Source organism: Terribacillus sp. 7520-G (genome assembly GCF_002271665.1).
In the GTDB taxonomy this organism is placed as follows: Bacteria; Bacillota; Bacilli; order Bacillales; family Amphibacillaceae; genus Terribacillus.
On sequence record NZ_NQFP01000023.1, the window covers coordinates 45822 to 58386 of the forward strand.

The 12565-nt window shown below is 47.2% G+C and carries 10 protein-coding genes; all 10 read left to right on the forward strand.

The features are described from left to right. The first annotated feature begins 29 nt into the window (after positions 1–29). The 10 genes from CHH53_RS08735 (at position 30) to CHH53_RS08780 (ending at position 12313) form a co-directional block, all read left to right on the forward strand. On the forward strand, positions 30–1997 hold the full coding sequence (locus CHH53_RS08735; RefSeq protein WP_095215738.1) for a DHH family phosphoesterase: 1968 nt from the start codon (positions 30–32) through the stop codon (positions 1995–1997). Beyond that, on the forward strand, positions 1994–2440 hold the full coding sequence (gene rplI, locus CHH53_RS08740; protein WP_095215739.1) for a 50S ribosomal protein L9: 447 nt from the start codon (positions 1994–1996) through the stop codon (positions 2438–2440). Before CHH53_RS08735 ends, rplI begins: the two co-directional genes overlap by 4 nt. A gap of 104 nt (positions 2441–2544) precedes the next feature. After that, positions 2545–3909, forward strand: a complete 1365-nt coding sequence (gene dnaB / locus CHH53_RS08745) for a replicative DNA helicase (RefSeq protein ID WP_095215740.1) — start codon at positions 2545–2547, stop codon at positions 3907–3909. 151 nt (positions 3910–4060) lie between these two features. Then, complete coding sequence (locus CHH53_RS08750; protein WP_095215741.1) at positions 4061–5350, forward strand: adenylosuccinate synthase; 1290 nt, start codon at positions 4061–4063, stop codon at positions 5348–5350. 180 nt (positions 5351–5530) lie between these two features. Further along, positions 5531–6235, forward strand: a complete 705-nt coding sequence (gene yycF / locus CHH53_RS08755) for a response regulator YycF (protein ID WP_093726317.1) — start codon at positions 5531–5533, stop codon at positions 6233–6235. A gap of 5 nt (positions 6236–6240) precedes the next feature. Further along, positions 6241–8094, forward strand: a complete 1854-nt coding sequence (walK, locus tag CHH53_RS08760) for a cell wall metabolism sensor histidine kinase WalK (protein ID WP_095215742.1) — start codon at positions 6241–6243, stop codon at positions 8092–8094. After that, positions 8091–9386 (forward strand): YycH family regulatory protein, encoded by a 1296-nt coding sequence (locus CHH53_RS08765; RefSeq protein ID WP_095215743.1) that lies wholly within the window; start codon positions 8091–8093, stop codon positions 9384–9386. The genes walK and CHH53_RS08765 overlap by 4 nt, the downstream gene beginning before the upstream one ends. Continuing rightward, the gene (locus CHH53_RS08770; RefSeq protein ID WP_095215744.1) at positions 9386–10237 is read left to right on the forward strand and encodes a two-component system regulatory protein YycI; all 852 of its coding nucleotides are present in this window, start codon (positions 9386–9388) and stop codon (positions 10235–10237) included. Before CHH53_RS08765 ends, CHH53_RS08770 begins: the two co-directional genes overlap by 1 nt. 13 nt (positions 10238–10250) lie before the next feature. Next, on the forward strand, positions 10251–11048 hold the full coding sequence (locus tag CHH53_RS08775; protein WP_095215745.1) for an MBL fold metallo-hydrolase: 798 nt from the start codon (positions 10251–10253) through the stop codon (positions 11046–11048). Positions 11049–11104: 56 nt separating this feature from the next. Then, a complete protein-coding gene (locus CHH53_RS08780) occupies positions 11105–12313 on the forward strand; it encodes a S1C family serine protease (protein WP_095215746.1) in 1209 nt (402 codons plus the stop codon). Positions 12314–12565 lie beyond the last annotated feature (252 nt).

Below are 12565 nucleotides of genomic sequence, written 5' to 3' on the forward strand. Positions count from 1 at the left end.
GCGGAATATAGGTTTAGGAGCTGACATATATGCCAGAGATATTTAAAAAACCAGCATTGAGTAAGCATTTGATCGTGATATATGTAATTGCTGTCATCTTGCTTATTTGTGTGTGGTTTTATGAATGGAAGCTTGGGCTGCCGCTTACAGTGCTCCTGGCGCTGTCTTTCTTCTACAGCATACTGACGGAACAGCGGATGCAGGATCAGACGGAGGAGTACATATCCACGATGTCCCACCGTGTGAAGAAAGTCGGCGAGGAAGCGCTCTTGGAGATGCCGATCGGTATCGTGCTGTACAGCGAGAATTATCAGATTGAATGGACGACACCGTACATGAACCGGTTTACAGAGGATACGCTTGTGGGCGTTTCGCTTGATGACCTGTCAAATGCGCTGATACCGGCAATCAAGGATGAAAAGAATGAGGTTTGGATCACACTTGATGACTATGATTTCCTGACGGTGATCAAGCGGGAAGAGCGGCTGCTGTATTTATTCGACCGGACGAAGCAGCTGGAAATCCAGAACTTATATAATGAAGAACAGACAGTCCTAGCTATCATTTTCCTCGATAACTATGAAGAAATGACGCAGAATCTTGATGATACAGCGAAAAGTCAGATCAATTCCCGGGTTACCGCGCAGTTGAATGAATGGTCGCGTCAGAAAGGGATTTATTTGAAGCGTACCTCACAGGAACGTTTTCTTGCTGTGCTCAATCAGCGTATCTTGAAGGAGCTGGAGCGGACGAAATTCGAAATCCTGGATGAAATACGCGGATTGATAACGGATCAGAATATCCCGATCACGCTGAGCATCGGTGTCGGAGCCGGCGGTCAGACATTGCCGGAACTCGGCGAACTGGCGCAATCAAGCTTGGATTTGGCCCTTGGCCGGGGCGGGGACCAGGTTGCCATCAAAGGAGAGGCCGGAAAGGTACGCTTCTATGGCGGAAAGACGAATCCGATGGAGAAAAGGACCAGGGTGCGGGCGCGTGTCATTTCCCACGCGCTGAAGGAATTGGTCAAGCAAAGTGAACAAGTGCTCATCATGGGGCATAAGGCACCGGATATGGATTCGATCGGAGCTGCTATCGGCATCCTGAAAATCGCGGAAGCGAATGATATCGTCGGGCATATCGTCCTTGATAAGGCGGATACCCATAGTGTTTCCAAGCTGATGGCATCTCTTCAGCAGGATGAAGAGCTGTGGGAGCAATTCATCAGTCCGGAAGAAGCACTTGACAGGGTGACGAAGAATACGCTTGTGGTCGTCGTCGATACCCATAAGCCGATGCTGGTGGCTGAGGAAAGGCTGCTTAGCAAAACGGAGCATGTCGTTGTCATCGATCACCACCGCCGGGCAGAGGAATTCATTGAGAAACCGACGCTTGTCTACATGGAGCCTTATGCTTCCTCGACAGCTGAGCTTGTGACCGAGCTCCTGGATTACCAGCCCAAAAAGCTGCGATTATCCACCCTGGAGGCAAGTGCGTTGCTTGCAGGGATCATTGTCGACACGAAAAGCTTTACGCTCCGTACCGGTTCCCGTACGTTCGATGCGGCATCGTATTTGCGCTCCAAAGGCGCGGACACGGTGCTTGTGCAGCGATTTATGAAAGAGGATCTGGAAACCTATGTGAAACGGGCGCATTTGATTGAACACACGGATATCTACCGGGAGGGCATTGCGATCTCTGCGGCAAAAGACGGGCAGGTATTCGGGCCGGTCGTCATTGCCCAGGCTGCAGATACACTGCTGACGATGGATGGTGTGAGTGCAAGTTTTGTCATCTCCGAGAGGGAAGACGGCCGCATCGGAATCAGTGCCAGATCCCTCGGGCAAGTCAATGTCCAGGTGATCATGGAAAAAATGAACGGCGGCGGACATTTGACCAATGCTGCCACGCAGATCGCCGATACAACCGTACAGGAAGCCAAGAAGGACCTGCAGCGGATCATCGATGAGTATGTTGAAGGGAGAAATGAAGAATGAAAGTCATTTTTACAAAAGACGTCAAAGGTAAAGGGAAAAAAGGACAAGTAAAAGAAGTGCCGGATGGTTATGCACGTAATTACTTGCTTAAGAATGATTTGGCTGTGCCTGCAACCAAAGGCAATATGAAAGTGCAGGAAGCGAAAGAGAATAAACAGCATCAGTTGGAGCTTCAGGAAGTGGAAGAAGCGAAAAAACTGCGTGATACACTTGCCAATCTGACTGTGGAGGTCAAAGCGAAATCCGGTGAAGGCGGTCGTCTATTCGGATCCATCACAAGCAAACAGATTGCCGATGAATTGAAGAAGGCACATAATATCAAGATCGATAAACGGAAAATCGAGTTGAATGAACCGATCCGCGCCTTGGGTTATCGCGACTTGGAAGTGAAGCTGCATCCGGAAGTGACCGGCAAAGTGAAAGTTCATATCAGCGAGCAATAATATTTTTTCCAACAAAATACTAGCATTTTTCCATCCCCCTTTTGACACAAAAGGGGGATATTTCGGTACAATGATAGCAGTATGCCAGAAATGGGGGAATCATGATGGAAGAAGTCTGGAATGACCGGACGCCTCCTCATAATATAGAAGCAGAGCAAGCCGTGATTGGTGCCATCTTTCTGGAACCTGAAGCACTATCGAGAGCGTCGGAGCAAGTAGTAGCGGAAGATTTTTACCGTGCAAGCCATCAGCGGATTTTCGATGCGATGATGCGCTTATCCGATAGGGGCGAACCAGTGGACCTTGTCACGGTCACGACTGCGCTTGCCAATGCAAAACTGTTGGAGGAGGTCGGCGGGGTTTCGTATTTGAGCGATCTTGCCAATGCCGTTCCGACAGCAGCAAATATTGAGTACTATAGCAAGATCGTGGCTGAAAAGGCGCTGCTGCGCAGGCTGATACGTTCTGCCACCGATATTGTCACCTCAAGCTTCGCTAAGGAAGATGCTGTCGAGGACGTGCTCAACGAAGCAGAGAAATCGATTATGGAGGTTTCCGGACGAAAGAATTCCGGTGCTTTTCAGAACATCAAGGATGTTTTGATCGATGTTTACGATAATATCGAGAAATTGCACCATCAGAATGCCACGGTCACAGGTGTCCCTACGGGGTACCGGGATCTGGATAAGATGACATCCGGTTTCCAGCGGAATGACTTGATCATCATTGCCGCGCGTCCATCGGTGGGGAAGACGGCCTTTGCATTGAACATCGCACAGAACGTCAGTATCCATGCGGGCGAAAATGTCGCCATCTTCAGTTTGGAGATGGGAGCGGAGCAGCTCGTTTCGCGTATGCTTTGTGCAGAAGGCAATATCGATGCACAGCGATTGCGTACAGGGAGCCTCCAGGCAGAGGACTGGGGCAAGCTCACGATGGCAATGGGAAGCTTGTCCAATGCCGGTATTTATATTGATGATACACCTGGTATCCGTGTCAGCGATATCCGGTCCAAGTGCCGCCGCCTGAAGCAGGAAAGCGGATTGGGAATGATCTTGATCGATTATCTGCAGCTCATCATGGGCTCAAGCTCCGGAAAAGGAGAAAACCGTCAGCAGGAAGTTTCCGAGATTTCCCGTTCCCTGAAGGCTTTGGCGCGTGAGCTGGAAGTTCCGGTCATCGCACTGTCGCAGCTTTCCCGCGGAGTTGAGCAGCGGCAGGATAAACGCCCGATGATGTCCGACTTGCGTGAATCCGGTAGTATCGAGCAGGATGCCGATATCGTCGGATTCCTGTACCGTGACGATTATTATGACAAAGAGTCGGAGAAGCAGAATATCATCGAGATCATCCTGGCCAAGCAGCGTAATGGTCCGGTCGGGACAGTGGAGCTGGCCTTTGTGAAGGAATATAATAAATTCGTAGATTTGGATCATAGATATTCGGAAAGTGATGTCCCGCCAGCATGATAAAAACACCCTATCCATGGATAGGGTGTTTTTTAACGAACGAATCTAAGATATGTATAATAAATGTTCGGTTGTATCATTGACATGTGTTTTGGGGATTGATAAACTTTAGAGGTCTTAAAAATAGTTATTTGGCGGAGGTGCCACACAGATGTCCTCAGTAGTTGTAGTAGGAACCCAATGGGGAGATGAAGGGAAAGGGAAGATCACTGACTTCCTTTCACAGAATGCCGAAGTTGTTGCGCGTTACCAAGGCGGAAACAATGCTGGCCACACAATTAAATTCGATAATGTCACATATAAGCTTCACTTGATTCCATCCGGTATCTTTTTCCCGGAAAAGAAATGTGTCCTGGGTAACGGTATGGTGATCGATCCCAAAGCATTGATTAAAGAATTGGAATATTTGCACGAACGCAATGTCAGCACAGATAATTTAGTCATTTCAAACCGTGCGCATGTCATTCTTCCGTATCATCTGAAACTGGATGAACTGCAGGAAGAATCCAAAGGAGCCAATAAAATCGGTACGACTAAAAAAGGCATCGGACCTGCTTACATGGATAAAGCAGCAAGAATGGGTATCCGTATTGCAGATTTATTGGACAAGGATGCTTTCAGGGAAAAGCTGGAGCAGAACCTGGAAGAAAAGAACCGTCTGTTCGAAAAAGTTTATGAAAGCAATGTCTTCACGGTGGAAGAGATCCTCGATGAATATTATGAATATGGTCAGCAAATCGCCAAGTATGTAACGGATACTTCCGTTGAGCTGAACAATGCATTGGATCAAGGCCGCCGCGTATTGTTTGAAGGCGCCCAAGGTGTCATGCTTGATATCGACCAAGGTACGTATCCATTCGTCACAAGCTCCAACCCGATTGCCGGCGGTGTCACAATCGGTTCCGGTGTCGGCCCGACGAAGATCAACCACGTCGTTGGCGTTTCCAAGGCATACACGACACGTGTCGGCGATGGTCCGTTCCCGACAGAATTGCATGATGAAATCGGCGATCAGATTCGCGAAGTCGGCCGTGAGTACGGTACGACGACTGGCCGTCCGCGTCGTGTCGGCTGGTTCGACAGCGTTGTTGTGCGTCATGCGCAGCGTGTGAGCGGCATCACAGATCTCTCTTTGAACTCGATTGACGTATTGACAGGCATCGAAACGCTGAAAATCTGTGTAGCATACCGCTATAAAGGCGAAGTCATGGAGCACTTCCCGGCAAGCCTGAAAGAGCTCGCGCAATGTGAGCCAGTTTATGAGGAACTGCCAGGCTGGACAGAAGATATCACAGGTGTCCGTAATTTGAATGAACTGCCTGCTAATGCGCGCCACTATATCGAGCGTATTTCCCAGCTGACGGGCATCCCGCTCAGTATCTTCTCTGTCGGTCCGGATCGCACCCAAACGAATGAAGTAAGAAGTGTATATAGCCAATAAGCAGAAAAAATCGTCCTGGCGGGCGATTTTTTCTTTTTTCTTCCAAAAATCATCGGTTTACCCCCTTCCAAAGACATTTGGGCGGAATTGCTGTAAAATAGGAAGGGTATGCAAACACTGAACTAGTAATATAATGTTAGACCATTTCAGATAAAAAACACTAGAAAGCGTGGGAATACGATGAACCATAAAATTTTAGTGGTTGATGACGAAAAACCAATCGCTGATATATTGAAATTCAATTTGGAAAAGGAAGGGTATGAGGTGATCTGTGCTTATGACGGTGATGAAGCCGTGGAACTTGTGCAGCAGGAAAATCCTGATCTGATCCTTTTGGATATCATGCTTCCGAATAAAGATGGCAATGAAGTATGCCGGGAAGTGAGGAAGACGCATAATATGCCGATCATCATGCTGACTGCGAAGGATGCCGAAATCGATAAGGTCCTTGGCCTGGAGCTCGGTGCCGATGACTATGTGACAAAGCCTTTCAGCAATCGGGAAGTCATTGCGCGTGTCAAAGCGAATTTGCGCAGACAGGCGCAGATCCCCGAGGAGGATAACAAGGAGAATAAAGATATTGAAATCGGCAAGCTCGTCATCCATCCGGAAGCATATACCGTCACAAATGATGGTGTACAGGTGGAACTGACGCATCGTGAATTCGAATTGCTTCATTACCTTGCCCGTCATAGCGGACAAGTCATGACGCGTGAACATTTGCTGGAGACGGTATGGGGATATGACTATTTCGGTGACGTACGTACAGTGGACGTAACGGTGCGCCGTCTCCGCGAGAAGATCGAGGACAATCCGAGCAGCCCGCTCTGGATCATCACACGAAGGGGTGTAGGATATTATCTTCGCAGCCCTGAACAGGAGTAATATCTATGAATAAGATAGGCTTTTTCCGTTCCGTGAGCCTAAAACTGGTCGTCGTTTACATTTTGCTGCTGATCATCGCTCTTTTGCTGATCGGCGTCTTTTTTACCAACAGCTTGGAGAATCAGCTGATTCAAAATAAACGGGATTCGCTTGATTCCAATATGTTGTGGCTTAAACAATCCTTGGCTCAGGAATTCGAGGAGGAACGTTCCCCCACTGACCCTACATTGGAAGAAGACATTGCTGATTTGCTAAAAACCTACTCGAATGGTGAACGAACAAAGATTCAGGTGATCGATATTCAAAGACAGCTTGTGGGAACAAGCGAGCTTGGTGAGCAGGATTCGATCGGTGCCAGGGTGACAGACAATAATATCATTCAGGCGATTACCAATAACGGATTCGCAGTTCCATCTGAAACAAAGCCCAATATCGTCATAGATGAGGATACAGGAGATCGGACGCTGAGATCTTATTACAATATCGAGGGTACGGACAGTAATGGGGAGAGTGAATTACTCGGCTTGATTTATGTTCGGACATCGATCGAGGATGTATATGAACAGCTGAAAAGCACGAATCTCATATTCTTGCGTGCTACATTCATCGCCCTTATTTTTGCTGCCATCCTGGGAATTCTCATTGCCCGGGCAATAACGAAGCCTATCAAGGAAATGCAAAGGCAGGCCCGTGTCATGGCAACCGGAGATTTCTCCAAGCGAGTGAATGTCTATGGGGAGGACGAAATAGGTCAGCTTGCCCGCACTTTCAATCATATGAATGACGAACTCCGGCAAGCGCATATGCGGACAGAAGGAGAGCGTCGTAAACTCAGTTCCGTACTTTCCCACATGTCAGATGGTGTCATCGCCACCGACAGGAATGGTGCCATCACATTGATGAATGCGCCGGCAGAGAGTCTGATCGGGAGAAGTGCTGACGAAGTGCGCGGTCAATTCCTGATTGAAGTACTGAACTTGAATGAAAAGATAGTCGATATAACGGAAATACAGGAAACGGGATCGATCATCATTGATATGAGTGATGATGATCAATATTTGCTGCTTCGCTGCAATTTCTCCATCGTACAGGATGAATATGAGCAAATCAGCGGATTCATCACCGTAATCAGTGATGTTACCGAACAAGAGCAGATCGAACAGGAGCGGCGGGAATTCGTTTCCAATGTATCGCATGAGCTCCGGACCCCGCTGACAACGATGCGGAGCTACTTGGAGGCACTGACGGATGGAGCATGGAAGGATGAATCGATTGCACCGCATTTCCTTGATGTCACACAGCAGGAAACGGATCGCATGATTCGACTGGTCAATGACCTGCTTCAGCTCTCCCGTATGGATAGCAGCAATTATACAATGGAATGGGAACGAGTCAATTTCGTCGATTTCTTCCATCATGTGATTGACCGCTTTGAAATGAATAAGCGAGAGGATATCCACTTTGAGCGCTATTTGCCGAAAGAGGAAGCGTTCATCTCGATTGATAAAGATAAAATCATGCAAGTTCTGGATAATATCATCAGTAATGCCATCAAGTATTCACCGGATGGCGGAACGATCCGTTTCCGTCTCCGAAAGGATAGTCAAAAGCTATTGGTCAGCATCTCGGATGAGGGGATGGGTATTGCTTACGAAAAACTGGACAAGATATTCGAACGATTCTATCGGACGGATAAAGCCCGTACCAGGAAGCTGGGCGGTACAGGTCTGGGTCTGGCAATAGCTAAAGATCTTGTCGAAGCGCATCACGGCGTAATCTGGGCCGAAAGCAAAGAGGGCAGAGGCACAACCGTGCTCTTCACTATTCCGCTTAACCGGAAAAGGGGTGAGGTGCGTTGAAGTTAGAGACATTCAATACGATTTTGTTAGTCATTCTGGTTGCGGTGAGTCTGATTTTGACAGCCTATGTATGGACTTTCCAGCCAAACAGCCTGAAATCGGAAGGAATCGGAACCGAGGAAGCAAAGACGCTGAACGGCGTGGAGAAGCAGCTGGCGGATGTAGTCCGGCCGACACATGTCTATGTTCATAATGGTGATAATCACTTTGTTTTTAATTCCAAGGAAGAAGAACAAAGTTTCATTGATGAATTGTCGGATTTGACGCTCACGAATACCAAAAACGATAGCTTGGACGAATTGCCGAAGACAAGTGTCGAGCTCGTTTATCCAGTGACGATAGCTTATTCCCAGCTGAATGCTTTATTCACAGTGGAAGGGGCCGAGAACGTCACAAGCAGGCTTGGAAATGGCGGTTTTACAAATTTGTATTTGGAACCAAATGAGGATGATACGACGGATTTGATCTTTGTGAATGAACGGCAGGAGAACCCCTTGCAAAATGTCGTAAGAGCAACAGTGACGGACAATATCCAAAATACGATCCTTGATGAGGACAGCCTTACTGCCGCTGTCTCTCTATCAGGGACGGATACGGATGACTTGAATCAGATCTACCTGCCACAGGAGATTGTCGTGAAAGACAGCAATGTCCGCGGAGAGACTATTTCCAGGAATGTATTTGCTGATATTTATATGGATAATAATTACACCATTCAAGGAACAGACCAATACACCGATAGCAATCTATTGGAAATGATCAAGTTCAGTAATAATGGGCAATTTGCTTCCTATCAATATAATTCGACATCTCCTGGAGCAGGGACGACGAGCAGGGCGGAACAGCTGCAGGCTGCAATCCATACAATCAATAACCATAAAGGCTGGACGGATGATTATAATTTGTTTGCAGTGAGCGGTGAAAGCAACTTCACCTTCCAATTCAGGATGATGAACGATGGTTATCCGGTATTCCAGACAAAAGGTTTATCTTTGATGACCATCCGGATGCAGAGCACGCTGTCCGAACCAGTAAGCTATGAGCGGACCCTGCTCAACTTGGGTGTTTCCGGGGGATCACGAGGGAACTATTCGCTGAAAGCCCAGCAAGTGAAGGACTGGATAAATGAGAAGGAATACAATCCGCGTGATATACAGGATGTAGTCATTGGCTATCAGTTGGAAGACAGCGATTCGGATATTTACAAATATCATCTGAAACCTAGTTGGTATGTGAAATATGATGGGGAATGGAACGAGGTCGGAGACAGTGAGACAGGAGGGGAGAGCTGATGCAATGGAATAAAATAAAGCTCATGTTCATCCTCGCCTTCCTTGTCTTGGACATCTATCTCATCTTCCAGCTGATTCCGCAGGAAGAAACGGAACAGCTGGTATTGGAGACAGAAAGCCAGGATAAGGTTCTGTCCAGTGTCACGGGATATAACAAGCTCTCAGATGAAGAAACAGAAACCAATCAGCAATATGAAGCAAAGAAACATCATTTTACCAATGGGGATTTGGAAGATATTCCGTCGAGGGATGAAATGGACTTCGATATCAGTTCGGGTGATCAGCTGGTGGCGACATTCAAGGAACCGAAGAAGCTGCCAGTCGAGATTTCGGTCGATGATGATGAAGAGCAGATGAAGGAAGAGTTAAGTGATTTTGCCGAGGATTATGTCTTCGACGGAAAGGATTATACTTACTGGGGCAGACAAGGCAATAAACTGCTATTCTTCCAAAAGACAAGCGAGGGGCAAACCTATTTCAGTTCAGATTGTCTGCTGCTAGTCACCCTGAATAGTGAATACGAGGTAACGGAGTATACACAAACGCATATCGAGGACTTTAAAAAGAGTGAAAATCAGGAGAATCTGAAACATTATTCGGAGAAGGAAGCAGTTAAAGCATTACAGAGTAAACAGCTGATTGAATTCAACGATAAGATTGAAGTGGAAAAGGGCTTTTACCCAACCATCGAGCTTTCTTCAAAGCTTAATTTCGCCCCTGCCTACAAAATCACCGTCAATGGGACGAAGCATTATTTTTATATGTTGCTTCCGGACTACCCATATACGAATGCTCCGACTGAGTCGGTATTTCTAAGCAGCTTAGAGTCAGAGACAGAAGAAACACAATAAGAGGTGAAACAGCATGACGTTAAGCTTTAGCGTACTTGCTTCCGGCAGTTCCGGGAATGCGTTCTTTATCGGGACAGAAAAAGAGCGCATCCTGGTCGATGCGGGATTGACAGGCAAGGAGCTGCAGCGTTTATTGGAGGAGGCAGGAATCGATCCGGCGTCACTGACGAAAATCCTGGTCACACATGAGCATAGCGACCATATAAAAGGATTAGGTGTGGCAGCAAGAAAATTCGATTTGCCGATTTATGCAAATGAAAAGACATGGAAGGCAATGGAGAACAGCATCGGAAAGATTCCCCTGGATCATAAATTCATCTTCGGGATGGAAGAAACGAAAACATTCGGTGATTTGGATGTGCAATCTTTTGGTGTTTCCCATGATGCGGCAGAGCCGATGTTCTATACATTCCACCATGAAGGAAAGAAAGTCGCACTGGTGACGGATACTGGTTACGTCTCCGATCGAGTGAAAAAGATAGTTGAAAAAGCCGATGCTTACATTTTTGAAGCAAATCACGATGTAGGTATGCTGCAGATGGGCAGCTATCCATGGAATGTCAAACGGAGGATCCTGGGTGATCTGGGCCACGTATCCAATGAAGACAGTGCACTGGCGCTTACAGACTTGATTGATAACAATACGAAGCGTATTTATCTAGCGCATTTGAGCCGCGATAACAACATGAAGGACCTCGCACGGCTAGCTGTCGGGAACATCTTGCAGGAGCGGGGCTTCGACTTGAATAAGCATATCGAATTGCATGATACAGATCCAAAAACACCGACACCGATTTTCCAGGTAGTTTAATTTTCCGATATCGTGGAAAGATAGCTATATCGAAAAGAATTGGAACGGAGGCTAACATGGACCATTTTGATGATCAACACAAGGAACCGGAAAAGCCGAAGCGTGCAAGCTGGCTGCTGCCGGCTATATTAGGCGGTATCATCGGTGCCGGTATCGTATTGCTTGTCGCTTATGGGCTTGATCGGGACAGTCTGATGCCGAACGACCAATCACAGTCACAGCAAGGAGAGACTACGAAGCTCGCAGCGGATTCGGATCGACCTCAAAATCTGCAGGATGTAAGTGTCGATGTCCAATCAGGCATTACGGAGATTGTGGATGAAACCGCACCGGCTGTGGTGGGAGTAGTGAATTTGCAGCAAGGTGATGCCCTTTTCTCACAGGAAGAGAGCGCGGCTGGAAGCGGATCTGGCGTCATATATAAAAAAGAAGGCGATAAGGCCTATGTAGTGACGAATCATCATGTCGTCGAAGGAGCAACGGATGTCGATGTCATCCTGCATAATGGCGCAGAGGTTTCCGCGAAACTGCTCGGAAGTGATGTCTTTACCGATTTAGCAGTTTTAGAGATGGATGCTTCGCGAGTGGAACAGGTGATTGACATCGGTACGTCCTCCACTGTTAAAACGGGGGAGCCCGTCATTGCAATCGGTGATCCGTTGGGATTTTCGGGATCAGTCACGCAAGGTATCATCAGCGGTGTAAACCGTACGGTGCCGCAGGATTTTAATGGAGACGGCCGAGCTGATTGGCAGGCAGATGTCATGCAGACGGATGCCGCAATCAATCCTGGTAATAGCGGCGGTGCCCTCATCAATATGGCCGGACAGCTGATTGGAATCAACTCGATGAAGATAGCCGAATCATCTGTCGAAGGAATCGGTTTTGCCATTCCGGTTGACAGCGCAGTCCCTGTAATGGAACAGCTGGAGCAGAATGGGCAAGTGGAGCGTCCGTACCTGGGAGTGGAAGCATACTCATTAAATGAGATTCCAGCCTCTGAACGGGCGGAACATCTGGGCTTGCCGGGCGATATGGAAAATGGAGTCTATATTTGGAGTATCGAGCCACTATCTCCGGCAGAAAATGCCGGATTACAGGAGCTCGATGTCATTACAGAACTGGATGGTCAATCGATAGCAGATATGACATCCTTACGGAAGCATCTTTATGAAGAGAAACAAATCGGCGATAAGATGAAGGTAACTTATTATAGGGATGGAGAAAAGCATGAAACCACTGTAACATTAAGTGCACAGCAATAAGGCAGCCTTATATAGGCTGCTTTTTTAGTTATGCACAACCTGTGGATGTGTATGAGGATAACATACTCTATTTTGTAGGGAACAAATATTCTTATCACTAAATAAAGAATCGGCTTTGTGAATATGTGGATAAGTATGTGGGTAAAGTGTTCATAGTCTGTGGAGCACTGTGTATAAAGATGTTATGCACAAGTTATGCACAGCAACAGTGGATAAATCATGTAAGCGAAAACATGGGAAAAAATGAGCCTA